We start from the raw sequence: 25289 nt of genomic DNA on the forward strand, positions 1-25289 counted from the left end.
CGCATGGCCATCACCATCGGCGTCCACGGCGCCAACCCCTCGCTCTACCACCTCTCCCGGCTCGGTCTGCTGGAGCAGGCCCTCGAACCGCTCGGCGAGACCGTGACCTGGCTGCCGGTCGGCGGCACCAGCACCGGCGACGCCCTCGCCGACGGCACCATCGACTTCGGCGGCACCGGCTCCACCCCGCCGCTCTCGTCCCAGGCCGCCGGGCACGACCTGGTCTACACCGCCGTCTCCGCACCCCGCCCCGGCCACGGCGCGCTGCTGGTCGCCGCCGACAGCGAGGTCCGCTCGGTCGCCGACCTCAAGGGCGGCACGGTCGTGCTGGCCATCGGCTCCTGGCAGACCCACTTCACCGCCAAGGCGCTGGCCGACGCCGGCCTCTCCTACCGTGACGACATCACCGCGCGCCGCCCCGACGGCGACAGCGCCGCCCAGCTGCGGGCGGGCCGGATCACCGCCTGGGTCGCCCAGGGCGCGGAACTGGTCGCCGCCCGGCGGGAGGGCGGGGTGCGCACCCTGCTGGAGGTCAGCGAGGTGATCACCGATCGCTCGGTCTTCTTCACCCGCCGGGACTTCGCCGAGCAGCGCCCGGAGCTGGTCGCCGTGGTCACCGCCGCGCTCCAGCGGGCGGACGACTGGGCCGCCGGGCACCTGGCCGGGGCCGCCGCGATCGCCGCCGCGGACCAGGGCGGCACCGTCGAGGACTGGCGCGAGGCGCTGGCCGTGCTGCCCTGGAGGCTGGAGCCGGTCTCGGCGGCCTTCCTCGCCGAGCAGCAGCAGGCCGCCGACATCCTGGCCGAGGCCGACTACCTGCCCCGGCGGATCACCGTCGCCGACGCCCACCTGCCCGCGCTCACCCCGGCCGTCCGCGCCGCCCTGGAAGGCTGAACCATGAGCGACGCCACCGCAGTCGGGGGCCCCGAGGTCCTCTGGTACATCATCCCGCGCGAGGGCGCGTACCCCTGGGAGCCGGCCGGCCGCCGCCCGGTCGACCTCGGCTACCTGCAGAACCTGGCCCAGAGCGTCGACCGGCTCGGCTACAGCGGCGCGCTGCTGGCCACCGACCTCTACGACGTCTGGCCGCTGGGCAGCGCCCTGGCCGCGGTCACCGGTCCGAACTTCAAGCCGCTGCTGGCCGTGCACCCCGGGCTGATCTCGCCGACCGTGCTCGCCAAGATGGCGCTGAGCTTCACCAACCTCTTCGGCGACCGGCTGCGCTTCAATGTCGTCAACGGTTCCACCGACCAGCTGCGGCAGGCCGGGCTGCACCTGGAGCACGACGAGCGCTACGAGTTGAGCGCCGAGTACTGGTCCATCGTCAAGCGGCTGACCGCCGGCGAGGTCTTCGACCACAAGGGCCGCTTCTACGACCTGAAGAACGCCGGCGCCTCGCTCCGCGAACTCACCCCGGCCCAGGGCGGGGTGCACACCCCGCTGTGGTTCGGCGGGTCCTCCGCGCCCGGGATCGAGATGGCCGCCGAGCACGTCGACGTCTACCTCACCTGGGGCGAACCGCCGCACCTGCTCAAGGAGAAGCTGGAGCAGGTCCGCGAGCGGGCCGCCGCCCACGGCCGGACGCTGCGCCTCGGCCTGCGGCTGCACCTGATCGTCCGCGACACCGAGGAGCAGGCCTGGGCGGCGGCCGACCGGCTGCTGGACGTCACCAGCGAGGCCACCTACGCCCGGCAGTTGGGCGAGCGCTCCGGCGAGGACGGCGTCGGCTGGCAGCGGCAGTTCCGCCAGCACGGCGGCAAGGTGCCCGCCCACGCCCGGGAGTTGGAGGTGCACCCCAATATGTGGCCGGGGATGGGCCTGTTCCGGCCGGGGCCGGGCACCGCCGTGGTCGGCTCCACCGAGCAGGTGATCGAGCGGCTGCACGAGTTCCAGGACCTCGGGGTGGACACCTTCATTCTCTCCGGCAACCCGCTGCTGGAGGAGGCGTACCGGGTCGCCGAGACCGTGCTGCCCGCGCTGCAGGGCTACCGGAGGTGACCAGCGACCTGCTGGCGGACGCCCGCGCGCTCGGCCCGGAGCTGGTGCGGCTGCGCCGCGCGCTGCACCGGCAGCCGGAGACCGGCCTGCACCTGCCCCGCACCCAGGAGGCGGTGCTGGCCGAGTTGTCCGGACTCGACGGGGTGGAGCTCAGCGCCGGAACGGCGCTGTCGTCCGTGGTCGCGGTGGTCCGGGGGACCGCCGCACCCGGGCCGGGAGCGAGCGTGCTGCTCCGCGCGGACATGGACGCGCTGCCGCTGACCGAGGCCGGCGGCTGGGAGCACGCCTCCCGGGTGCCCGGGGCGATGCACGCCTGCGGGCACGACCTGCACACCGCGATGCTGGTCGGGGCGGCCCGGCTGCTGTCCGAACGGCGCCACCGGCTGGCCGGCGACGCGGTGCTGGCCTTCCAACCGGGGGAGGAGGGGCACGACGGCGCCCGGCTGATGCTGGACGAGGGCCTGCTGGCGGCGGCCGGCCGGCCGCCGGTCGCCGCCTACGCCCTCCACGTCACCTCCACCTCGCCGTTGGGCCGGTACGGCAACCGCAGCGGCCCGGCGCTCGCCGCCTCCGGGACGCTGGTGGTGACCGTGCGCGGCGCCGGCGGCCACTCGGCCTGGCCACACCACGCCCGGGACCCGATCCCGGCCACCGCCGAGCTGATCCTCGCCCTCCAGTCGTTGGTGACCAGGCAGTTCGACGCGCTGGAGCCGGTGCTGCTGGGCATCGGCACGGTCCATGCGGGCACCGCCGCCAACATCGTCCCGGAGCAGGCCCGGTTCGAGGCGACGCTGCGGGCGCTGGACGACGGGACCATGGCCCGGCTGGCCGAGGGCGCGCAGCGGGTGGTGCGCGGCATCGCCGCCGCGCACGGGCTGGAGGCCGACGCCGAGTACCGGCCCGGCTACCCGGTGACGGTCAACGACCCGGCGGAGGCGGACTTCGTGGCCGGGGCCGTCGCCGGGCTGCACGGCGCCGAGCGGTTCGTCCGCGAGTCCCGGCCCGGGCTGGTCTCCGACGACATCGGCCGGATCCTGGCCCGGGTGCCGGGGGTGATGACCGGGCTCGGCGCCTGCCCGCCGGGCCTGGATCCGGCGAAGGCGGCCGGCAACCACTCCCCGCACGCGGTGTTCGACGACGCGGTGGTGCCGGAGGGCGCGGCCCTCTTCGCCGATCTCGCCCTGCGTCGCCTGGACGCGGCGGCGGAGGCCGCGATGTGACTGTTCGGGCAGTCCTCTGTGCGGGTACTGTGGGGCCGCTGCACGCTCGGCCGCTGCTCCGCCGCCGGGGTGACCTCTCCGAGTCCAAATCTTGGCCTTGGCTTTACAAGTGCGTTGGAACCGGCTGCGTAGAGTCGGGTGTCTGTGGAGATGTTGGACTTCCGATGTGGCGTGAGCGGAGCAGGGTGTGGGACGTATCAGGGGCAGCCTCGGAATGGCACTGCTGGCGGGTGCGGTGCTGGTCGGCACCAGCGCCTGCGGTGGCAGTGCATCGGCCAATGCGTCGGGCGTGAAGGCGACCCCGCAGGCCAGTAGCAGCAGCCCGGCGGCGGCGAGCAGTGCCGGCGCCAGCGCGAGCGCGAGTGCGACCCCGAGCGCGGTGGCGACGCACCCGACCGGTCCGCCGATGCTGCTGAACACCATAGAGCCGGAGGACGGCTCCACGGTCGGCGTGGCGATGCCGATATCCGTGGTCTTCAGCAATCCGGTGGCGAGCTCCGCCCGGGCCGGCGTCGAACAGGCGATGAAGATCACCACCTCGGTGGCGGTCACCGGGGCGTGGCACTGGTTCAGCAGTACCCGGGTCGACTGGCGGCCGGAGAACTACTGGCCCTCGGGCACCAAGGTGACCCTGAGCGCCGACCTGACCAATGTCGCTGACGGCAACGGCAGGTACGGTGTCCACAGCTACACCCACAGCTTCACCATCGGGGCCGATGTCGAGACCAAGGTCTCCGCGCCGGGCCACTCGATGAGCGTCTACCGCAACGGCACGCTGGTGCGCACCATGCCGATCGACGCCGGCAGCCCGACCTTCCCGTCCTGGGACGGCACGATGGCGATCATCGACAAGGCGCCCGAGGTGCGGATGACCTCGTGCAGCGTGCAGATCACCTGTGACCCGAGCAACCCGAACTTCTACGACATCACCCTGCCGTGGGACGTCCAGCTCACCACCTCGGGCACCTACGTCCACTACTCCACCGGCGACCCGGTCCCCGGCCACAGCGTCGGCTCGCACGGCTGCGTCCACCTGTCGCTGAGCAACGCGGAGTGGTTCTACAACTACGTCGAGCAGGGCGACCCGGTCACCATCACCGGCTCGCCGCGCGGCCTGGCCGCCGGTGACAACGGCTACGCGGACTTCAACCTGAGCTGGTCGCAGTGGCTCTCCGCCAGCGGCACGGGTTCGATGACCACGACCGTCTCCTGAGGCTCTCCTGACGCTCCGTCAATAGCTCCGCCCCGGGCGGCCCGGCGACAACTGTCGCCGGGCCGCCCGTACTTCTGTCGGTGCGCGAGTCACGGGCGCACGCGTCACAGGCGCACGAGTTCGAGCACCGCTATGCCGGCCAGGACGGTGGCGCTGGCGGTCATCCGCCGCCGGCCGAGCCGTTCGTGGAAGACCACCGCGCCGATCAGCGCGCCGATGACGATGCTGGTCTCCCGCAGTGCCGCGACGGCCGCCAGGCTGCCGTGGTCCTGCGCCCACAGCACCAGTCCGTAGGCGGTCATCGACAGCACGCCCCCGGCCAGCCCGGTCCACAGCGCCGGCCGCAGCTGGCCGAGGAGCGCGCGGCCCCGCAGCCGCCAGGCGATCAGCGGTATGGGCAGCCCCTGGCAGAGGAACGACCAGGCGATGTAGCCGAGGACGGTGCCGGAGTGCCGGACGCCGCTGCCGTCCACCACCGTGTATCCGGCGATCGTCGTCCCGGTTCCCAGGGCGGCCGCCAGCGCCGGGAGCTGGCGGCGCCCCGGTATGCCGTCGGCGAGTGCCAGGCCGACCAGGCCGAGGCAGATCAGCGGCAGCCCGAGCAGCGCGCCGAGCGTGAGCGGCTCCCCGAGCAGGGCCGCGGCGGCGAGGGCGACCAGCAGCGGTGAGGTGCCCCGGGCGATCGGGTACATCTGGCCGAAGTCGCCGAGCCGGTAGGCCATGATCAGCAGCCCCATGTAGCCGACCTGGATCACCAGCGAGGTGCACAGGAAGGGCCAGGCCGCCGCGTCGGGGAAGGGCACGAAGCAGACCAGGACGGCCGAGCAGCCGGTGTAGCCGATGCTGATCAGCACGAACCCGACCAGCTTGTCCTTGATCGCGTGGGCCAGCGCGTTCCAGGTCGCGTGCAGCGCCGCCGCCGCCAGTACCACCAGCGGCACCGCCGCGCCGGCTCCCGATCCCACCCCCGCTCCCGCCGCTCCGGCCAGCAACACCTGGACTCCGGACACAGGACACCCCCTTCGCCGAGCTCCAACCACGGAATTCAATTCCACGGTATCCTATGTCCATGGAAATCAATTCCGAAGTGGGGCGGCAGCAGCTCGCCGCCCAGGTCCGCGCCCAGCTGTCGGACCTGCGCGGCGCCGAGGCGCGGGTCGCCCAGGTCGTCCTGGAACAGGGCCCCGAGCTGGTGCACCTGAGCGTCAGCGACGTGGCCGCGCTGGCCGGGACCGCGCCCTCGACCGTGGTCCGGGCCTGCCAGCGGCTCGGCTTCCGGGGGTTCCAGGAGCTGAAGATCGCCGCCGTGCGCCAGGCCCCCCGGCCGGCGCCCTCCGCCGAGCCGGACCCGGCCGCCCGGGCGCTGGCCGACACCCTGCGGGCGGCGCGGGAGGCGCTGGACGGGATCACCGCGACGGTCACCCCGGCCCGGCTGACCACGGCGGCCCAGCTGCTGCACCGGGCGTCCCGGGTGCTGATCGTCGGGGTGGGACTCTCCGGCCCGGTCGCGCTCGACGCCGGCTACCGGCTGCGCGCGCTCGGTTGCGCGGTCGACGCCCCGCCGGACCCGATCACCGCGCACCTCGCGGCCGGGACGCTCGACCCCTCCGCCATCTGCCTGGCCGTCAGCCACACCGGGGCGACCCGCAGCACCGTCGACGCCGCCCGCGAGGCCCGGCGGAACGGCGCCAGCGTGATCGCGCTGACCAGCTACGCTCCCTCGCCGCTCAGCGAGAGCAGCGACTGCACCCTGGTCGCCGGGGGGCAGGACCTGGTCCTCGGGCTGGAGGCGGTGGCCAGCCGGCTGGCCCACCTCGCGGTGGTGGACGCCCTGGCGCTGACCCTGCTCGCCGTCCGCGGCGCGGCCGCCCAGCGGGCGCTGTCCGTCTCCGAGGACGTGACCGCGAGCCACACCTACTGAGGTCGGCGTGGCCGGAGCCGGCGGAGCTGCCTGGGTGGAGCCCGGTGTCGCGTTAAGGAAAACGTCAATTCATCCGGCTGGCTCCCGGAGGTCTCCTGGTCGGCCGCGCGCCGCGCTAGGGTCACCAGCGGCAGGACTGCCATGATCACGAAAAGCAGACCGCTCACTGCCGGGGACGGTCGTGGCCGGCGGCGCGGCACGGAGGTGGAAGGTGGCAGCGGAGGACCGGGTTCCCACCCGCGGTGTGCTGAGGCGACCGGGGCTGCGGGCCGTCGACATCCTGGTCGGTCTGGCCCTGGTCGGCCTGATCTACGGGCTGTTGCGGATCGCTCCCTCGCTCAATGCGCCGTTCCTGCCGAAGACGGCCCCTTCCCGGGTCTCCACGGACCCGGCGAACCTGCCCTACTACGCGGTCCGCTCACTGCTGCGGATGTTCGTCGCGCTGATCGCCTCGGTCCTGTTCACCTTCGTCTACTCCAGCGCGGCGGCCCGGCTGCCGCGTGCGGAGAAGGTGCTGCTGCCGATCCTGGACATCCTCCAGTCGGTCCCGGTACTGGCCTTCCTCTCGGTCACGGTCACCGCGTTCATCGCCCTCTTCCCCGGCTCCGAACTCGGCCTGGAGTGCGCCTCGATCTTCGCCATCTTCACCGCGATGGCGTGGAACATGACCTTCGCCTTCTACTACTCGCTGGTCAGCCAGCCGCGCGACCTGGACGAGGCGGCCCGGATCATGCGGCTGACCAAGTGGCAGCGGTTCTGGAAGATCGACGTGCCCAGCGGCATGATCCCGCTGGTCTGGAACGGGATGATGAGCTTCGGCGGGGCCTGGTTCTTCCTCGCCGCCTCCGAGAGCATCAGCGTCCTGAACCACCAGTACGCCCTGCCCGGCATCGGCTCCTACGCCGCCGCCGCGACCGCCGAGGGCAACCTCGGCGAGATCTGCCTCGCCATCGGCGTCATGATCGTGATGGTGATCGGCGTCAACTTCCTCTTCTGGCGCCCGATGACCGCCTGGGCCGAGCGCTTCCGGGTCGAGGACTCCGAGGCCGCCGAGAAGCCGCGCAGCCTGGTGCTGGACATACTGCGCCGCTCGTCCGTGCCGGAGGTGCTGGGTCGGCTGCTGCGCCCGGTCGGACGGCTGCTCGACAACCTGACCCGGCCGTTCGGCCTGGCCGAGCACCCGCTGGAGCGCCCGGCCGTCCGCCGCCGCTCCGGTGACGCGGTCTTCGCCCTGGTGATCACGGCGGTGATCCTCTACGGCGGCTGGGAGGCGTTCAGCTACATCCAGTCGACCTCGGGCTTCGGCGAGTTCCTGCACGCCTTCGAACTGGGCGCGGCCACCTTCGGCCGGGTGGTGCTGCTGCTGGTCGTCGCCACCCTGGTCTGGGTGCCGATCGGGGTGTGGATCGGGATGAACCCGAAGATCACCCGCTATGCCCAGCCGGTGGTCCAGGTCCTGGCCAGCTTCCCGGCGAACTTCCTCTTCCCCTTCGCCATCGCGGTCTTCGTCGCCCTGGGCATCCCGCTCGACTGGGGCAGCATCCTGCTGATGGCGCTCGGCGCGCAGTGGTACATCCTCTTCAACGTCATCGCCGGGGCCTCGGCCATCCCGAGCGACCTGCGCGAGGCGATGGACAGCCTCGGCGTCGGCGGGTGGCTGCGCTGGCGGGACTTCATCCTGCCGGCGATCTTCCCCTACTACGTGACCGGCGGGATCACCGCCGCCGGCGGCGCGTGGAACGCCTCCATCGTCGCCGAGGTCGTCGACTACGGGAACCACCACCTCACCGCCTACGGCCTGGGCGCCTACATCGCCAAGGCCACCGAGACCGGCGACCACGCGGAGATCCTGATCGGCGTGATCGTGATGATCATCTATGTGGTGGCGCTGAACCGGCTGCTCTGGCGCCGCCTCTACCGGATCGCGCAGACCCGGTATGCCATGTGACACCCGACCGCAGTACCCGTATCGACCGAGGCAGGAGCGCATGACCCTCAAACCCGTCTCCACCACCCAGGGCCGTCCCGCCGCCGGCAGCGCCATCATCGCCGCCACGGACGTCACCAAGAGCTTCACCACCCCCGACGGCCATGCGCTGCCGGTGCTGGAGTCGGTGAGCTTCACCCTGCACGAGGGCGAGATCGTCGCGCTGCTGGGCAAGTCCGGCTCCGGCAAGTCCACGCTGCTGCGCTGCGCCGCCGGGCTGATCTCCCCGTCCTCCGGCAGCGTCAGCTACCGGGGCGAGCCGTTGAACGGGGCCAACCCCGGCGTCGCCATGGTCTTCCAGAGTTTCGCCCTGCTGCCCTGGCTGACGGTGCAGCAGAACGTCGAGCTCGGCCTCCAGGCGCGGGGCGTGGCCGAGGCCGAGCGCCGCGACCGGGCGCTCCGCGCCATCGACCTGATCGGCCTGGACGGCTTCGAGGGCGCCTACCCCAAGGAGCTCTCCGGCGGGATGCGGCAGCGGGTGGGCTTCGCCCGGGCGCTGGTGGTCGAGCCCGACGCGCTGTTCATGGACGAGCCCTTCTCCGCGCTCGACGTGCTCACCGCCGAGAACCTGCGCAACGAGCTGGTCGGCCTGTGGGAGGGCAACGAGGCCCCGGTGAAGTCGGTGCTGATCGTCACCCACAACATCGAGGAGGCGGTGCTGCTCGCCGACCGGATCCTGGTGCTCTCCTCCAACCCCGGCCGGATCAAGGCCGAGCTCACGGTCTCGCTGCCCCGCCCGCGCGACCGCCGCGCCCCCGAGTTCGAGGCCCTGGTCGACACCGTCTACGGGATCCTCACCGAGCGGGCCACCGCCGCCGGCGACGCCCATGCCGCCGGCCCGGCCAAGCCCGCCGCGCCGCCCACCCCCAGCAGCAACCCGCTGCCCGACGTCAGCCCCGGCGGACTGTCCGGCCTGCTGGAGATCCTGGCCGCCCGCGGCGGCGAGGACGGCCTCGCCGAGATCGCCGACGAGCTGAGCTTCGAGGTCGACGACCTGCTGCCGCTGGTCGACGCCGCCGTCCTGCTCGACCTCGCGCACACCGACGGCGGCCGGATCGAGCTCACCCCGGCCGGCCGGGAGTTCGCCGACGCCGACATCCTCACCAGCAAGCAGCTCTTCGCCCAGCACACCGTCACCAAGGCCCCGCTGGTCCGCGCCATCGTCCAGGCCCTCGCCCACTCCGGCGACCACGTGCTGCGCGAGGGCCTGTTCCTCGACCTGCTGCGCCGCGGCTTCTCCGACGAGGACGCCCGCCGCCAGCTCGACATCGCCATCGACTGGGGCCGCTACGGCGAGCTGTTCGAGTACGAGAAGGACGAGGGCAAGCTCGAACTGGAGCCGGAGGCGCTGTCGGTGCTGTGACCGGGGCCCGCGGCCGCGGGTGTTCCCACGCCGGCGCCGGGTGCCGGTCCGGCCTCTCGGACGGACCGGCACCCGGCGCCGTGGTCTGCGCGCCCGCGGCCTACGCCGCCGCCTCCTCGGCCACCGGGGCCTTCCCCAGGCCGAGGCGCAGCGCCCCGGGCCGGGCGGTCACGGCGATCACCGCACCCAGCACGAACCCGGTGAGCAGCCCCGCGCCGTGGTTGTTGTGGAGCAGGCAGAGGAAGAGCCCGGTCGCCGGGACGGCCAGCGAGAGCAGCCGCAGCCGCTGCGCCGTGTCGCCCGGCTCCGCTCCGCGCAGCAGGGTGATCGCGGCGAGCGCGCCGACCAGCCCGCAGATCGCGACCGAGCAGCCGCCGCCGTGCCGGCCCCAGCCCTCCAGGCTCACGTAGTTCGCGACCAGGCCGCTCGCGAAGTAGACCAGCAGCCAGCGGCGCGGGCCGAGCACCCATTCGGCGACGGCTCCGGCGCCCAGCAGCGCCGACAGGTTGACGACGATCTGCACGGCCCCGGAGGACTGGATGAACAGGGCGGTGAACATCCGCCACTCCTGTCCGTCGCCGAGCGCGCCGGGTCGGCGCACCAGGTCCCCGGCCAGACCGGCGACGGCGTACTGGAGGACGACCATGACCGCGGTCGCCACCAGCACCGCTGCGGTGACCCGGGGCCGGCGGGCCCACGCCGCGCCGAGCACCTGCACCGGGCTCCGCCGGTCCGGCAGGGTGGGGGCGAGGACCACCAGGAGCTCCTTCCCCGCCGCGAACACGACGGCGGCGCTGGCATACAACTCGATCGTGTGTGCGTTCATGGCAGGTCCCCCTGGTGCGGATTCAACCCGACTGCTTCCATCCACCATCCTGGGCGGGACGGTGACGCCGAGCCAGATGCCTTCGGCCATGGGAGCTGCCTGACAAATGTCACTGCGCGGAGGTGCGGGTGGGGACCGGGCGGTGAGCCTTGCACCGGCCGCCGGCTTCGATCTACGATCTTGGGTAACCGCTTTCCGCCCTTGATCCGGACGGTATCCGTTGACTTCTCCCGGTAGTCCTCAGCCCGGCAGCTGGAGCGTTCTCGTCTACACCCGCACGGCGGGCTACCGGCACGACTCGATCCCGGACGCGGTCCGCGCCCTGGGCGAGCTGGGCGGGGAGCACGGCTTCACGGTGGAGGCGACCGAGGACCCGGCCGCCTTCACGGCCGAGCGGCTCGCCCGGCACCGGGCGGTCGTCTTCCTCTCCACCACCGGCACCGTGCTGGACCGCGCGGGGCGGGAGGCGCTCAGCGGCTACGTCCGGGACGGCGGCGGCTGGATGGGCGTCCACTCCGCCGCCGGCACCGAGTACGACTGGCCCTACTACGGGGAGCTGCTCGGCGCCCGGTTCACCGAGCACCCCGCGCTGTCGACGGCGGCCGTCACCGTGCTGGACCACGACCACCCCGCCACCGCCCACCTCGGCGACGAGTGGACGCTCACCGACGAGTGGTACAACTTCCGGCAGCCGCCGCCCGCGTCGGCCCGGATCCTGCTGGGCATCGACGAGAGCCGGTACCGGGGCGGCACCATGGGCCCGGAGCACCCGCTCGCCTGGTGCCGCGAGTACGGCGGGGGCCGCTCCTTCTACACCTCGCTCGGGCACACCGCCGCCTGCTGGGACGCCCCGGACTTCCGGCAGCACGTGCTGGGCGGGCTGAACTACGCCGCCGGCACCACGTCCTGAGCGGACCCGGCGGCCAGGGCCGCCCCGGCCAGGTCGGCGAGGAGCACGGCCATGCGCCGGGCCTCGACCGAGGGCGCGGTGGCCGGGGTGGGCAGCAGCATGAACCTGCCGTAGACCTGGCCCCGGCAGCGCGCCAGCAGTTCGATCTCGTCGCTGGGCAGGCCGAGGCTGTCGACGTCCCAGCGTGAACCGGCCCAGGTCAGCGTCGCGTCGTCGCCGAGGCGCGGCGGGTGTCCGGCCGGTTCGTTCCGTTCGAAGCGGCAGCCGCGCAGCCCGAGCAGCTCGGTGAGCTGGACGTCTATCTGGTCGATCACCGCGCCGGCGCCGAGCCCGGAGGCGACGGCCGAGGCCGTGCTGCGGACTCCGGCGAGCTGGGCGCTGCCGCTGAGGACGACCCGGGACAGCCGCCGGCCGCGCACGGCCAGCTCGGTCACCGCGACGCCGACCACCAGCAGCAGCACCGTGGTCTGGATGTCGGTCCGGCTGCTGATCGCGAAGCGCTCGTAGGGGCGGGTCAGGAAGAAGTCGAACCAGACGCTCGCCGACAGGGCGGCCAGCACGCCCGCCGTCCGGTGGCCGTTGGCGGCCACCGCGACCACCACCGCGACCAGCACCAGTGCCGCGTCCGCCGTGGCGAAGCCGGTGCGGAAGGGGATCATGACCGCAGCCGCGGCCGGCGGCGCCAACAGCGCCGCGATCAGTGCGAGCCGGTCCCTGTTCCAACGAGGAGACATTGCGGACCACCCTTCCGGCCGGTGACCGGGACCGCCCCTGGAAACGGTCCGGCACAGCGAGCGTAAGTCCGTCGGAGGCCCGGTTCAATGCCGTGGGCACCGCTGTGAGCAGCCTTGACGCGCTTTTGTCGGCGGCGGCTGCGGCGGGTCAGCCGGTGACCGGCGCCGAGGCCGGCGCCGAGGCCGGGGCCGTCTCCTGGGCCGACGCCGGTGCGGGCTCCGGCGCGGGTCCCGGCACCGCGGCGGCGGTGCGTCCGTCGAGCCGCCGGGTGACGCGGCGGCCCAGGCGCTGTCCGGGCAGTTCGACGAGCCGGTGCAGTGCGTAGCCGAGCGCGATCACGGCGGCCAGGAAGAGCAGGGTGGCGAGCGATCCCTGGGCGATCCCCTCCGGGCGGCTCTTGAAGACCGTGAAGCCCCAGGCCATGGCCGCGATCATGGGCACATGGACCAGGTAGGTGGCGTAACTGATGGTGCCCAGCCAGGTCAGCACCTTGGGGAAGGTCCGGTGCCGGAGCAGCAGGCCGATGCCGAAGAGCACCCAGGCCGCGACGAAGGCGGTGCACCAGCTCTGCCAGTTCGCGGTCCAGGTGAGGTGGGAGCCGTGGGCACGGTTGTACAGGAAGCCGGAGGCGACGCCGGCCAGGAACACGAAGCCGCAGCAGATGACCGCCTCGCGGCGGGATATCTGTCCGCTCTCGGCGCGGTTGACCACGGTTCCGGCGAACATGGTGGCCAGGATCATCATGCTCTCGAAGGCGGCCGAGCCGCCGTTCAGCGTGACCAGCACCAGTCCGAGTACGCCGAGGGCCACGGCTCCGGCGCGGCGCGCCTGCGCGTGCCCGCTGAGGATGCCGGCCAGCGCGGCCACCATGACGGCGACGCACACGCCGGTGAGCACGTGCACCGAGGTGACGCTGGAGCCGAACAGGGCGGTGGGCAGCACTCCGCCGAGGGCCAGCGCGGCGGCGGCGAAGGTGATCGAGACGGTGCTGCTGTAGCGCTGACGGCCCATGACGAAGAGGGCGGAGACGGCGAAGTAGAACACCATCTCGAAGCTGAGGGTCCAGGCGACGGCGAGCCCGTTGGGGATGTTGAGGAAGAACTGGACGAGAGTGCTGTTGGCGAAGGCGGCCTGGATCGGATGGGTGTAGACACTGGCGGCGACGCCGGCGTGGTCGCGCGGGAGCAGGATCAGCGCGGCCGCGAAGACCGTCAGGTAGAGGGGGTAGATCCGGAATATCCGCCCGACCCAGAAGGCGCGCACATCGCCCCGGCGCTCCAGCGACGCGGGCACGATGTAGCCGCTGATCAGGAAGAACAGGAACACGCCGAAGATGCCCAGGTCGAAGTGGCGGTGCGAGGCCGCGTACTGGGGTCCGAGCAGCCAGGGGAGGACGTGCTGGAAGACCACGGCGATGGCGGCGACGCCGCGCAGGGCGTCGAGCCAGCCGAGCCGCTGTGCCGGGGGAGTGCTCTTGGCTGCCGCAGCGGATCGGTCCGGGGTTTTGAAAGAGTCTCTTACCTTCGTCACACCGGGAGGCTACAGGCGGCTCCTGGGAGCGTTCTGTGCCGTTCCTGGGTCCCGGCCCGGCGCTCAGCCGGAGCGGTGGCGGACGGCCGTCGCGGAAGCGCTCCCAGCGGGCGCGCCGCCGGAGTTGAGGAAGCGGACCACGGGCAGCGTCGCCGCGCCCCGGGCCACCGCGTCCGGGCCGAGCCGGCCCAGTTCGATGGTGGTCCGGGAGAAGGGGTAGTGCAGTGAGTGCTCGCGCGCCGCCTCGCGGATCCGCGGCATCAGCCCCGGGGCCAGCAGCAGTCCGGCCCAGCCGCCGATGATGACGCGCTCCGGGTTGAAGAGGTTGATCAGGTTGCCGATGCCGACCCCGATCCGCAGGGCGGTGTCGTCCAGCACCGTCCGCGCGGCCAGCGCCTCCGGCGGGGCCGTCCGGGCCGTCCCCTCTGCTGTCCCCTCCTCTTCCGTCCCCTCCGCCTCCTGCTCGGCGGCCTCCAGGATCCGGCGGAGCGCGGCCTCCTCGTCGGCGGCGTCGGACGCCGGGCCGTGGCCGGGGGTGCCGACCGCCTCGCGGTAGCGGGCGATCACCGACTCGGCGCCGATGTAGGCCTCCAGGCAGCCCTTGGCGCCGCAGCGGCAGTGGCGTCCGCCGATCTCCGCGGTGATGTGGCCCCACTCCCCGGCGCTGGTGCTCGCGCCCCGGTAGGGCGTGCCGCCGGCCAGGACCGAGGCGCCGACGCCGGAGCCGAGCAGCAGGAACACGGTGTCGGCGGCCTCCCGGCCGCCGCCGAACCACATCTCGGCCTGGCCCATGGTGGTGGCGCCGTTGTCGACGAACAGCGGCAGGTCGGTGACCTCGCGCAGCATCGCCTCCAGCGGGACGGCGTCCCACCCGATGGTCTGGCAGTGCACCAGTGACGCCGGTGCGGCCTGGACGATTCCCGGCACACCGATGCCGACGCCGAGGATCTCCGCGCCCGCCACCGTGCCGGCGCCGGACGGGTCGCTGACGCCGGCGATGCCGGCGGCGATCGCGGCGACCACGACCTCCGGCTCGTAGTGGCCCGGGGTCATCGGGATGTCGGCCCGGGCGAGTTCGTTCAGGGCCAGGTCGAAGCGCTCGACCCGGACGTGGGTCTCGCCGACGTCGACACCGATCACCTGGAACCGGGAGGCGTCCACCTCCAGCAGGATGCGCGGCCGTCCGCCCTCCGACTCGACCGCGCCGGCCTCGACCACGACCCCGGCCTCGATCAGCTCGGCGACCACGTTGCTGACCGAGGCGGTGCTCAGTCCGGTGGCGCGGCTCAGATCCTGGCGGCTGACGTGCTCGTGGAAGTACAGATGCCGCAGCAGCAGGGACCGGTTCGACCGCCGCAGGTCCCGGACGTTCCTGCCGGCCTGGTCTGCCATGGTCCTCCCTCTCGATGAGCGGCACGGGACCGCGCTGAACCCTACCGTCGTGCACCACTGGTGCACCTGATGAACATGTTTCCCAGGACCCGGTCCGGCGGCCGGTCTCCCCGGCCGATCTCTGTCCCGACCCCTTGACGGAAGAGTATTCCACAAGTTAAATCACACCTCGAACTAAGGCGTAAGAAAACCGGCGGCCGGTTCGACCGCCACCTGCACGAGGTTTGCACCACCCATCCATGCACTCCCTCCATTCGCTCCACGCCCCGGTGGCCAGGACGGCGACCCGGGACAAGGGCCCTTGAAAGGTTCCTCATGCACCGACCCTCGAAGAGCCGCAGATACGCATTCGTCGCCCTCGCCGCCGCTACCGCGATCCTCGCCAGTGCCTGTAGCAGCAGTGGAAGCAGCAAGGGTGGCGGGGACAGCACCGGCAGCATCAGCGGGCAGACCATCACCTACTGGGCGAGCGACCAGGGCAGCTCCATCGCCGACGACGTGAAGGTGCTCACGCCGGAGCTGAACGCCTTCACCAAGCAGACCGGCGTCAAGGTCAACCTTGAGGTCATCGGGTGGTCCGACCTGCTCAACCGCATTCTCGCGGCGACGACGTCGGGTCAGGGCCCCGACGTCCTCAACATCGGCAACACCTGGTCGGCCTCGCTGCAGGCGACCGGCGCCTTCCTGCCGATCACGCCGTCGGTGATGAGCCAGATAGGGGACACCGGCCGGTTCCTGCCCGGCGCGCTCGCCGCCACCGGCGCCTCCGGCAAGGACCCGGTCGGAGTGCCGCTCTACTCGCTGGCCTACGGCCTCTACTACAACAAGGCCATGTTCGCCGCGGCCGGCATCAGCAGCCCGCCCGCCACCTGGGACGAGTTCGTCGCCGACGCGAAGAAGCTGACCCACGGCAACCAGTGGGGCGTCAGCGTCGAGGGCGCCAGCACCTCGGAGAACGCCCACCACGCCTTCGTGCTCAGCCAGCAGCAGGGCGGCAGCTACTTCGACTCCTCGGGCAACCCGACGTTCAACACCCCGCAGAACGTCGCCTCGATCGAGCAGTACGTCAACATGATCGGCAGCGACAAGATCGCGAACCCGAGCGACGCCGAGTACTCCAACGGCACCGAGGCCGAACAGGACTTCGCCAGTGGCAAGGCCGCGATGCTGATGTGGCAGGACGCCGCCGCCTCGCTGGCCAACTACGGCATGTCGGCCTCCCAGTACGGCGTGGCGCCGATCCCGTTCCCGGCCACCCCGCCGGCCGGCAGCCAGCACGTCGACTCGATCGTCGGCGGCATCAACCTCTCGGTCTTCGCCAACACCAAGCACAAGGCCGCGTCGCTGGCGTTCCTGAAGTTCATGACCAGCCAGAGCACCCAGATCTCGCTGAACAGCACGTACGGCTCGCTGCCCTCGGTCACCGACGCCTACAGCGCCCCGGCCTTCCAGACCGACAACGACAAGGTGATCCAGAGCGTGCTGGCCACCTCCGCCGGCTCCATGCCGGAGGTCGCGGCGGAGAGCCAGTTCGAGACCGCGATCGGCACCGTGCTGAAGAACCTCTTCGCCGACGCCGCCCAGGGCAAGGCCATCACCAACGCCCTGGTCAGCGCCCAGCTCACGTCCGCCCAGCAGCAGATGGCGGCCGGCGGCTGATCCGGGACCGGGCGGTCCGCAGCGACCGCCCGCCCCGCGCTCCGCACCGAGCGGCCCGGCCGCCCCGCCGCAGCGACGGCGGGGACGGCCGGGCCCGCGCCCGCGCACCTGCCCCGCCCGGAAGACTGCCCCACCTGGAAGGACTTGCGCCCGATGGCCGCAGCCACCGAACTCCGCCCACCCGCGGCACCCGAGGCCCCCGCACCCAGACGACGGCCCCTGAGCTGGGCCCGTGTGAAGCGCGCGGGACTGCCCTACCTGCTCCTGCTCCCGGCGGTCTGCTTCGAGCTGCTCGTCCACGTCGTCCCGATGGTGGTCGGCATCTGGATCAGCTTCAAGCAGCTCACCGAGTTCTTCATCCGCAACTGGGGCGCCGCACCGTCCGCGGGGCTGAACAACTACCGCTTCGCCCTCGACTTCAACAACGCCGTGGGCAGCGAGCTGCTGCACTCCTTCGGCATCACCTGCGCCTACACGGTGCTGGTCGTCCTCCTCTCCTGGTTCCTCGGCACCGGGGCCGCGATCCTGCTGCAGGACCCCTTCCGCGGACGCGGGGTGCTGCGCACCTACTTCCTCGTCCCGTACGCGCTCCCCGCCTACGCCGCCGCCATCACCTGGGAGTTCATGTTCCAGCGGGACGACGGCATGCTGAACCACGTCCTCACCCAGCTGCACCTGACCTCGTCGGGCAACGAGCCGTTCTGGCTGCTGGGCAACAACAGCTTCGCCGCGCTGGTCGTCACCGCCGTCTGGCGGACCTGGCCGTTCGCGTTCCTGGTGGTCACCGCCGGGCTGCAGAACATCCCCGGCGACCTCTACGAGGCCGCCGCCATCGACGGGGCCGGCGTCTGGCAGCGGATCCGGCGGATCACCATGCCCTCGCTGCGCCCGGTCAACCAGGTGCTGGTGCTGGTGCTGTTCCTGTGGAACTTCAACGACTTCAACACCCCCTACGTGCTGTTCGGCAGTGCCGCGCCGCCGCAGGCCAACCTGGTGTCGCTGCAGATCTACGACACCTCCTTCCAGAACTGGAACTTCGGCTCGGGCTCCGCGATGTCGGTGCTGCTGCTGCTGTTCCTGCTGCTGGTCACCGCCGTCTACCTGGTCCTCACGAGTCGCGGAAGGAAGGCCGATGTCTGACCCCGCCGTCCCGGCCGACACCCCCAGCAGCGCCGCCGCCGTCCCCCTGCGGGCAGGGGCCGGGCCCCGCGCTCGCCGATGGCGCCGCCGCAGTCCTTCCTCTGGATCCGGCGGATCGGGCTCACCTTCCTCGGCATCTTCACCGCGATCCCGCTGTACGTCATGATCAGCAGCTCGCTGAAGCCGCTGGGCGACGTCCAGGCCGCATTCCGCTGGATCCCGACCCGGCTCACCATCAGTCCCTACATCGACATGTGGAGCACGGTCCCGCTGGCCCACTACTTCTGGAACAGCGTGATCGTCGCCACCTGCTCGACCGCGATCTCGGTGGTCATCGCGGTTCTGGCGGCGTACGCGGTCAGCCGCTACCGGTTCTTCGGGCGCCGGATCTTCACCGTGACCGTGCTCTCCACCCAGATGTTCCCGGGCATCCTCTTCCTGCTGCCGCTGTTCCTGATCTTCGTCAACATCGGCAACAGCACCGGGATCCAGCTGTCGGACACCCGGCTCGGACTGATCATCACCTATCTCACCTTCACCCTGCCGTTCTCGGTCTGGATGATGGTCGGCTACTTCGACTCGATCCCGCGCGAGCTGGACGAGGCGGCCGCCGTCGACGGCAACGGCCCGATCGGCGCGCTGCTGCGGGTCGTGGTCCCGGCCGCCGTGCCCGGCATCGTGACGGTCGCCGTCTACTCCTTCATGACCGCCTGGGGCGAGGTGCTGTTCGCCTCGGTGATGACCGACGACTCGACCCGGACGCTGGCCGTCGGGCTGCGCAACTACGCCTCGCAGAACGACGTCTACTGGAACCAGATCATGGCGGCCTCGCTCGTCGTCAGCGTGCCCGTGGTCGCTGGATTCCTGCTGCTGCAGCGCTACCTGGTGGCCGGCCTGACCGCCGGCTCCGTCAAGTAACCGACCGCTACGGGACCGGAATCGGAGTGAGAGCCGGTGCACCGAAGACCGGGCGCGGCCGGACGCTCCGTCCCGCCCGCCTGCCCACGCCCACGCCCACCGCCCCATCCCGTCCGAACCAGTACCACCGCACGTACGTCAGCACGCACGACAGATTCGAGGAGACCCATGCCCGCGCCCGACACTGCCGCCTTCGGCCCCGACTTCGTCTGGGGAGTTGCCACCTCCGCCTACCAGATCGAGGGAGCCGCAGCCGAGGACGGCAAAGCGCCCAGCATCTGGGACACCTTCTGCAAGGTCCCCGGGGCCATCGACAACGGCGACGACGGCGAGCACGCCTGCGACCACTACCACCGCTGGCCCGAGGACTTCGCGCTGATGCGCGCCATGGGCGCGGACGCCTACCGCTTCTCCATCGCCTGGCCCCGGATCGTCCCCGAGGGCACCGGCAAGGTCAACGCCAAGGGGCTCGCCTTCTACGACCGGCAGGTCGACGCCCTGCTCGAAGCCGGGATCCGCCCCAACGCCACGCTCTACCACTGGGACCTGCCGCAGGCGCAGCAGGACCGGGGCGGCTGGCCCGAGCGTGCCACCGCCGAGGCCTTCGCCGAGTACGCCGGTGTCGTCGCCGCCGCGCTCGGCGACCGGGTCACCGACTGGTCGACCCTGAACGAGCCGCTGTGCAGCGCCTGGATCGGCCACCTCGAAGGCCGGATGGCCCCCGGTGTGCAGGACCTCACCGCCGCCGTCCGGGCCTCGTTCCACCTGCACCTCGGCCACGGCCTCGCCGCGCAGGCGGTCCGGGCCGCCTCCCCGGGCCAGGTGCGGCTCGGCATCGTCAACAACCTCAGCCCCTGCGAGCCCGCCTCCGACTCCGAGGCCGACCTGGCCGCCACCCGGCGCGCCGACGGCCACATCAACCGCTGGTGGCTCGACCCGGTCCTGGGCCGGGGCTACCCGCAGGACATGCTGGACGTCTACGGCGTCGAACTGCCGGTCCGGGGCAACGACCTGGCCACCATCGCGCAGCCGCTCGACTGGATGGGCGTCAACTACTACTTCCGCCAGATCATCGCCGACGACCCCACCGGCGCGGCGCCGTACTTCCGGCAGCTGGCCGGTACCAACCCGGAGCACACCTCCATGGGCTGGGAGGTCCACGCGGCCGGCCTGGAGCAGCTGCTGCTCCGGCTCACCCGCGAGTACGGGGTGAAGGAGCTGATGGTCACCGAGAACGGCTCGGCGTACACCGACACCGTGGCCGCCGACGGCTCGGTCCACGACCCCGGGCGCACCTCCTATCTGGAGCAGCACATCGCGGCCTGCGCCCGGGCGGCGGCGGCCGGTGCGCCGCTGAGCGCGTACTACGCCTGGTCCCTGCTGGACAACTTCGAGTGGGCGTACGGCTACGACAAGCGCTTCGGTCTGATCCATGTCGACTACGAGACCCAGAAGCGGACGCTGAAGACCAGTGGTCGCCGCTACGCGGAGATCATCCGTGCCCACAGCGGCGAGTCGGTCTCCGTCTGATCGCGCCCGCTGCCTGCGCGTGCTGCGCGTGCCGCGCGGGCAGCGTTCGACGGCCGGGGTCCGGCCGTCCCCCTGGCGCGTTGGGGTGTCGACGTCCTGACACGTCGACACCCCAACGCATCGACACGTCGACAGGTCCTGTGGCGCTCCCCCGTCACCCGGCCGGGTCGACGTGTCGGCCGCGCCGCTGCTCCTCCGGCCGCGTGGTGCCGCGAACAGGGGCTGCCGTTCGGGACGCACCTCCGGGTAGCCTCGCGACCATGTCTACCGAGATGAACGCCGTCCCGTCCAACGCCGAGGCGCCGTTGCGTCAGCGGCTGCGCGGGGCACTCACACTGGCCATGAAGGCTCGGGACCGCGTCGCGGTCGGGGCCCTGCGCTCGACGCTGGCGGCGATCGACAACGCCGAGGCGGTCGACCGGCCCACGGGCACGGACACCGGCTTGGCCATCGAGCAGATCCCGCTCGGGGTGGGGGCGGCCGAGATGGAGCGTCGGCTGCTGACGGAGTCCCAGATCGAGCGGATCGTGCGGGACGAGCTGGCCGAGCGCGAGGCGGCCGCCCGCGACTACGAGCAGTCGGGCCGGACGGAGCGCGCCGAGCAACTGCGGCGCGAGGTCAGCGTGCTCGCGGAGCAGCTCGCCGGATAGCCGGTGCCGGCGCGGGCGCGGTCGCCGACCCCGGCTCCGGCCCCGGTCCCTGGCCCGGCTCCGGTCCCTGGCCCGGCCCCGGCTCGCCGAGGGTCTGCCGGAGCCGTACCAGTAGCTCCCGCAGCGCCGGGCTGACGGTCGACGCCCAGACCAGCGCGAGCACGGCCGGGATCTCGATCCCGTCGATCGGCAGTACCCGCAGCCGAGGGCCTGCCCACCCGCCTCCTGAGCCTCCGTCAGGCCGGAGGTCATGGGGGCGGAGACCCCGACGGTCCAGAACTGACCGGCTGGAGCTGACGCCGACTCAGGCAGCAGCGGTCCCGGCGCGGCGCAGCTCGAAGAGGTAGCAACCGTACTCGACGGCCCGGACATGGATCAGGGCCACCGCCGGGTCGGCCAGCTGCTCCGCCACCACGGTGTCGATCGTGGCGTCGGTCTCCACCAACCGTCCGCCCAGGATGCGGCCCTCGGCGTCGTAGGAGCGGAGCACCCGCAGCCCGTGCAGGACCTCCGGATAGCCGGGCTCGGCCGGGCCGCCGCAGTCCTCCGCGTGGATGAAGACCGGCCCGAGCTCGGCGTAGGCGCCGGGCTCGGCCCCGGTCTCGGCCACCCAGCGCGCGAGCGGGGCGTAGGAGACCAGGGCGATCTCCTCGCCGGCCTCGATCCGACGCAGGCAGCAGCGCAGCGGCGAGCCGCTCTCGGTTGCGGTGCAGGGCTTGGTCGCCCGTCCGGCGTCGTCCGTGCGGCGGAGTCGCTCCAGGTCGGCGGGGCGGATGGGGTGCACCTCGTAGCTGGTGTTCGTCATGGTTCCAGCCTGCGACCGACGGCGGCCGGAATCCGGCGGTCATCGGACGCTGCGTTCGAGGCCCCGGATCGCCCGGTCGCACGCGAGCTGGGAGTCGGCTGCCAATAGGCTGGGGATCCGCAGGTGCGGCCGAGGACGAGGGATCGAGGGAAGTCGCGTGGGCAGCCAGGAACAGGGCGGTGCCGGGGCCGAGGGCGCGGCGGCGAAGGGCTCGGCCGGGAGGAGCGGCGTCGGTCGGCGCGGGTTCCTCGGTGCGGCGGCGGCCGTCGGCGCCGGGGTGGCCGGCATCGGCCTGCTGGCCGGCTGCGATGCCGACCCGGCCGACCCGAGGGCGGCCCGGTCGGTCGCCCCGGTGGGGCTGCCCCGGCCGGTACTGACCGCGCTCCAGCGTGAGCAGGCGCTCCCCGGCGACGCCGACTGGCGGCTCGGCCCCACCGGTCCGCAGGAGGCCGTCCAGGGCTGGACCGACCAGGTCAGCGTGGCGCCGGGGGAGTCCTTCGCGCTCCACGTCTCCACCACCGCACCGGGGTTCACCGTCTCCGCCTACCGCGTCGGCTGGTACGGCGGGGCGCAGGCCCGGCTGGTCTGGCGCTCCGGCCGGATCGCCGGCCGGGTCCAGCCGGACGCCGGCTTCACCGACGCCACCCGCACGGTGCACACCGACTGGGAGCCGACGCTGCGGGTCGGCACCGAGGACTGGCCCGAGGGCGCGTACCTGTTGCGGCTGGACGCCGAGAACGGCTTCCAGCGGTATGTCCCGATGGTGGTCAGGTCGGCGGGCGCGGAGGGCGCGACACTGATCATGCACGGTGTCGCCACCTGGCAGGCGTACAACGTCTGGGGTGGCTACAGCCTCTACCAGGGCGAGAACGGCGCCTACAGCAGCCGTTCGCTGACGGTGTCCTACGACCGTCCCTACGACGGCTCCGGGGCGGAGAAGTTCCTGGTCTACGAGCGGGCGCTGGTGGTGCTCGCCGAACGGCTGGGCATCCCGCTCGCCTACACCACCGGCATCGACGTCCACCAGCGTCCCGAGGTGCTGCGGGGGGCGACCACGCTGCTCTCGCTGGGGCACGACGAGTACTGGACGCCGCAGCAGCGCGCCTCGGTGACGCAGGCCCGGGATACCGGTACCAACCTGGCCTTCCTGGGAGCCAACACCTGCTTCCGCCGGGTCCGGATCGAGGACACCGCGCGCACCGTCGTCTGCTACAAGACGGACTACGAGGCGGACCCGCTGTACGGGGTGCGCGACGCCGACGTCACCACCGACTTCCGCGCCACGCCGGACCCGGACCCGGAGTCCTCGATGACCGGCGTCATCTACGAGGGCTACCCCACCGACGCGCCCTATGTCGTCCGGGCCGCCGACCACTGGTTGTACGCGGGGACCGGGGTGAAGGCGGGGGACGCCTTCCCGCACCTGATCGGCGTCGAGTACGACCGGGTGACGCCGAGCTACCCGACGCCGCGTCCGATCGAGATCCTGGCCCACTCGCCGCTGGTCTGCGAGGGCAACCCGAGCCACTCCGACAGCGCCTACTACACGGTGCGCAGCGGCGCCGGGGTCTTCGCCTCGGGGACGATGCGCTGGGTGGAGGGGCTGATGGCGGGCACCCACGACGACGGCGGCGACCACGGGATGGACGCCCGCACCGGCGCGTTCGTCACCCGCGCCACGGAGAACCTGCTCACGGCCTTCGCCAGGGGCCCGGCCGGCCACAACCTGCCCGCCCCGCGCGACAACGTCTCCGCCGTGTACGGCTGACCGGCGGCGAGTCGATCAGCTCAGACCGCTGTCACCGCCAGCCCGTTGGCCCGGAGCGCGGCGACCAGTTCGGCCGGGGCGGTGGCGGTGGAGCCCGCGTGGTAAGGCGGCTGCGGGTCGTACTCGACGACGAGCTGGATGGCCTGGGCGACGGCGTCGCCGGCGAGCCGGCCGGCCAGGTGGAAGGCCAGGTCGATCCCGGCCGACACCCCGGCGGCGGTGGCGTACTTGCCGTCGAAGACGACGCGTTCGTCCGTGGGTACGGCACCCAGGCCGGCGAGGTCGTCCAGGCAGATCCAGTGCGAGGTGGCCCGGCGGTCCTGTAGCAGCCCGGCTGCCGCCAGCAGCAGCGAGCCGGAGCAGACCGAGGTGGTCCAGGCGGTGTTCGCGTCGACGGCGCGGATCCAGTCGAGGACTGCCCGGTCGGTCAGTTGGGCTGCGGTGCCGGGACCGCCGGGCACGATCAGGATGTCGGGGGAGGTGACCTCTGACAGCGGCAGGTCGGCGGTGAGCGAGAGACTGCCGGAGTCGGTCAGCACCGGGCCGGGGCGCGCGGCGGTGAAGACCACCTCGGCCCCGGGCAGTCGGGACAGGACCTCGTAGGGGCCGACGGCGTCCAGCGCGGTGAAGCGGTCGTAGAGCAGGAAGGCGATCTGCATCAGGAACTCCTGGTTCCGGTGGTCGTGGCGGTGGCGGTGGCGGTGGCGGTGCTCGGCCGGAAGCGGCGGCGGTACTCCGCAGGGGGGACGGACAGGGCGCGCAGGAACGCCCGGCGCATCGCCTCCGGGGTGCCGTAGCCGGAGGCCCGCGCCACCTCCTCGATTCCGTCCGAGGTGTCCTCAAGGAGACGGCGTGCGGTCTCCAGTCGGGTGCTGTCGACGTAGCGGCCGGGTGTCACACCGACCTCGGCCCGGAAGGCGCGGGCGAACTGACGCGGCGACAGCGAGGCCCGGTGGGCCAGGGATTCCACGGACAGATCCGCGCCCGGATGCTCGGTGATCCAGGACTGGACCTCCCGCAGCGGTCGGCGCTCGGCGAGCTGGGCGGCCAACTGCGTGCTGAACTGCGCCTGGTTGCCGGGGCGGCGGAGGAACACCACCAGGTGCCGGGCGACCTCCAGCGCGGCGTCCCGGCCCAGGTCCTCCTCGACCAGGGCGAGCGCGAGGTCGATCCCCGCAGTGACCCCGGCCGAGGTGGCGACGGCCCCGTCACGGACGAAGATCGGCTCGGGGTCCACCGTGGTCTCCGGGAACCGCCGCGCGAGCGAGTCGCAGTACGCCCAGTGGGTGACGACCCGCCGTCCGGCCAGCAGCCCCGCCTCGGCGAGCAGGAAGGCCCCGGTGCAGACCGAGACGATCCGCTCGGCGGTCGGCGCCAGCTCGGCGATCCGGCGGACCAGCTCGGGATCGGCCGGGAAGGTGCCGGTCCCGCCGGGCACCAGCAGGGTGCGCGGCGGCGCGCTCAGGCGCAGGTCCTCGTCGGGCAGCAGCCCCAGCCCGCTGGACGTCCGCACCGGCCCGCCGCCGAGCGAGGCGGTCCTGATCCGGTACGCCTCCGGGATGCCCGCGGCCGGGCCGGCCCCGGCGAACACCTCCGTCGGACCGGTCACGTCGAGGCTCTGCACTCCGTCGAACAGAACGACGAGCACATCGTGGTTGGCCATGCCCTTCACCCTGGCAGCGGGCGCGGATGGCGGCAATGACGATTTTCCCACCTTTCCTGCC

At 72.4% G+C, this 25289-nt stretch carries 22 protein-coding genes; 14 read left to right on the plus strand and 8 right to left on the minus strand.

Features of this window, described 5'->3' with window-relative positions; genetic code table 11:
- Positions 1-3 precede the first annotated feature (3 nt).
- The 4 genes from BS75_RS30470 (at position 4) to BS75_RS30485 (ending at position 4431) form a co-directional block, all read left to right on the plus strand.
- On the plus strand, positions 4-894 hold the full coding sequence (locus BS75_RS30470; protein WP_034090562.1) for an ABC transporter substrate-binding protein: 891 nt from the start codon (positions 4-6) through the stop codon (positions 892-894).
- 3 nt (positions 895-897) lie between these two features.
- A complete protein-coding gene (locus tag BS75_RS30475; RefSeq protein ID WP_034090563.1) occupies positions 898-1998 on the plus strand; it encodes an LLM class flavin-dependent oxidoreductase in 1101 nt (366 codons plus the stop codon).
- On the plus strand, positions 1995-3218 hold the full coding sequence (locus BS75_RS30480; RefSeq protein ID WP_197091970.1) for a M20 metallopeptidase family protein: 1224 nt from the start codon (positions 1995-1997) through the stop codon (positions 3216-3218). Before BS75_RS30475 ends, BS75_RS30480 begins: the two co-directional genes overlap by 4 nt.
- Before the next feature lie 187 nt (positions 3219-3405).
- Entirely contained in the window at positions 3406-4431 is a 1026-nt protein-coding gene (locus BS75_RS30485) for a L,D-transpeptidase (RefSeq protein WP_034090564.1), read from the plus strand.
- Between the two features lie 104 nt (positions 4432-4535).
- Here the strand turns inward: BS75_RS30485 and BS75_RS30490 are convergent, their stop codons facing one another.
- On the minus strand, positions 4536-5396 hold the full coding sequence (locus tag BS75_RS30490; protein ID WP_042439759.1) for an EamA family transporter: 861 nt from the start codon (positions 5394-5396) through the stop codon (positions 4536-4538).
- A gap of 104 nt (positions 5397-5500) precedes the next feature.
- On the opposite strand from BS75_RS30490, the gene BS75_RS30495 reads away from it, so the two are divergent.
- The 3 genes from BS75_RS30495 (at position 5501) to BS75_RS30505 (ending at position 9702) form a co-directional block, all read left to right on the plus strand.
- Complete coding sequence (locus BS75_RS30495) at positions 5501-6352, plus strand: MurR/RpiR family transcriptional regulator (protein WP_034094067.1); 852 nt, start codon at positions 5501-5503, stop codon at positions 6350-6352.
- 211 nt (positions 6353-6563) lie between these two features.
- Positions 6564-8300, plus strand: coding sequence for an ABC transporter permease (locus BS75_RS30500; protein ID WP_034090565.1), 1737 nt, complete (start codon positions 6564-6566; stop codon positions 8298-8300).
- A gap of 40 nt (positions 8301-8340) precedes the next feature.
- Complete coding sequence (locus BS75_RS30505) at positions 8341-9702, plus strand: ABC transporter ATP-binding protein (protein ID WP_034090566.1); 1362 nt, start codon at positions 8341-8343, stop codon at positions 9700-9702.
- A 100-nt stretch (positions 9703-9802) separates the two neighbouring features.
- Here the strand turns inward: BS75_RS30505 and BS75_RS30510 are convergent, their stop codons facing one another.
- The gene (locus BS75_RS30510) at positions 9803-10528 is read right to left on the minus strand and encodes a rhomboid family intramembrane serine protease (RefSeq protein WP_052069796.1); all 726 of its coding nucleotides are present in this window, start codon (positions 10526-10528) and stop codon (positions 9803-9805) included.
- A 220-nt stretch (positions 10529-10748) separates the two neighbouring features.
- Here BS75_RS30510 and BS75_RS30515 point away from each other — a divergent pair, with 220 nt between their 5' ends.
- Positions 10749-11438, plus strand: coding sequence for a ThuA domain-containing protein (locus BS75_RS30515; protein WP_034090567.1), 690 nt, complete (start codon positions 10749-10751; stop codon positions 11436-11438).
- Here BS75_RS30515 and BS75_RS30520 read toward each other — a convergent pair.
- The 3 genes from BS75_RS30520 to BS75_RS30530 form a co-directional block, all read right to left on the minus strand.
- On the minus strand, positions 11414-12172 hold the full coding sequence (locus BS75_RS30520; RefSeq protein WP_034090568.1) for a DUF4118 domain-containing protein: 759 nt from the start codon (positions 12170-12172) through the stop codon (positions 11414-11416). The two genes, BS75_RS30515 and BS75_RS30520, sit on opposite strands and share 25 nt — an antisense overlap.
- 148 nt (positions 12173-12320) lie before the next feature.
- Positions 12321-13703 carry an acyltransferase family protein gene (locus tag BS75_RS30525; protein WP_052069797.1) on the minus strand — a complete coding sequence of 461 codons (1383 nt, stop codon included), beginning with the start codon at positions 13701-13703 and terminating at the stop codon, positions 12321-12323.
- Positions 13704-13766: 63 nt separating this feature from the next.
- A complete protein-coding gene (locus BS75_RS30530) occupies positions 13767-15095 on the minus strand; it encodes an ROK family transcriptional regulator (RefSeq protein WP_034090569.1) in 1329 nt (442 codons plus the stop codon).
- Positions 15096-15410: 315 nt separating this feature from the next.
- Between BS75_RS30530 and BS75_RS30535 the strand changes: the two genes are divergently transcribed.
- The 5 genes from BS75_RS30535 to BS75_RS30555 all read left to right on the plus strand — a co-directional run bounded on the left by BS75_RS30535 (position 15411) and on the right by BS75_RS30555 (position 20992).
- Positions 15411-16754, plus strand: a complete 1344-nt coding sequence (locus BS75_RS30535) for an ABC transporter substrate-binding protein (protein ID WP_034090570.1) — start codon at positions 15411-15413, stop codon at positions 16752-16754.
- Positions 16755-16907: 153 nt separating this feature from the next.
- Complete coding sequence (locus tag BS75_RS30540) at positions 16908-17894, plus strand: carbohydrate ABC transporter permease (RefSeq protein ID WP_034090571.1); 987 nt, start codon at positions 16908-16910, stop codon at positions 17892-17894.
- A 78-nt stretch (positions 17895-17972) separates the two neighbouring features.
- A complete protein-coding gene (locus tag BS75_RS30545; protein WP_034090572.1) occupies positions 17973-18812 on the plus strand; it encodes a carbohydrate ABC transporter permease in 840 nt (279 codons plus the stop codon).
- A 168-nt stretch (positions 18813-18980) separates the two neighbouring features.
- A complete protein-coding gene (locus BS75_RS30550; protein ID WP_034090573.1) occupies positions 18981-20342 on the plus strand; it encodes a GH1 family beta-glucosidase in 1362 nt (453 codons plus the stop codon).
- Between the two features lie 260 nt (positions 20343-20602).
- Entirely contained in the window at positions 20603-20992 is a 390-nt protein-coding gene (locus tag BS75_RS30555) for a GatB/YqeY domain-containing protein (RefSeq protein WP_081982719.1), read from the plus strand.
- 304 nt (positions 20993-21296) lie between these two features.
- On the opposite strand, the gene BS75_RS30560 is transcribed toward BS75_RS30555, so the two are convergent.
- Positions 21297-21797, minus strand: coding sequence for a DUF1203 domain-containing protein (locus tag BS75_RS30560; RefSeq protein ID WP_034090575.1), 501 nt, complete (start codon positions 21795-21797; stop codon positions 21297-21299).
- Between the two features lie 157 nt (positions 21798-21954).
- Here BS75_RS30560 and BS75_RS30565 point away from each other — a divergent pair, with 157 nt between their 5' ends.
- A complete protein-coding gene (locus tag BS75_RS30565) occupies positions 21955-23565 on the plus strand; it encodes a N,N-dimethylformamidase beta subunit family domain-containing protein (RefSeq protein ID WP_231607930.1) in 1611 nt (536 codons plus the stop codon).
- 20 nt (positions 23566-23585) lie between these two features.
- Here the strand turns inward: BS75_RS30565 and BS75_RS30570 are convergent, their stop codons facing one another.
- Both BS75_RS30570 and BS75_RS30575 read right to left on the minus strand, forming a co-directional pair.
- A complete protein-coding gene (locus tag BS75_RS30570) occupies positions 23586-24224 on the minus strand; it encodes a DJ-1/PfpI family protein (protein WP_034090576.1) in 639 nt (212 codons plus the stop codon).
- Positions 24224-25228: a GlxA family transcriptional regulator gene (locus BS75_RS30575; protein WP_042439755.1), complete on the minus strand. Its 1005-nt coding sequence runs from the start codon at positions 25226-25228 to the stop codon at positions 24224-24226. The genes BS75_RS30570 and BS75_RS30575 overlap by 1 nt, the downstream gene beginning before the upstream one ends.
- Positions 25229-25289: the final 61 nt, after the last annotated feature.

Source organism: Streptacidiphilus albus JL83 (genome assembly GCF_000744705.1).
Lineage (GTDB): Bacteria > Actinomycetota > Actinomycetes > Streptomycetales > Streptomycetaceae > Streptacidiphilus > Streptacidiphilus albus.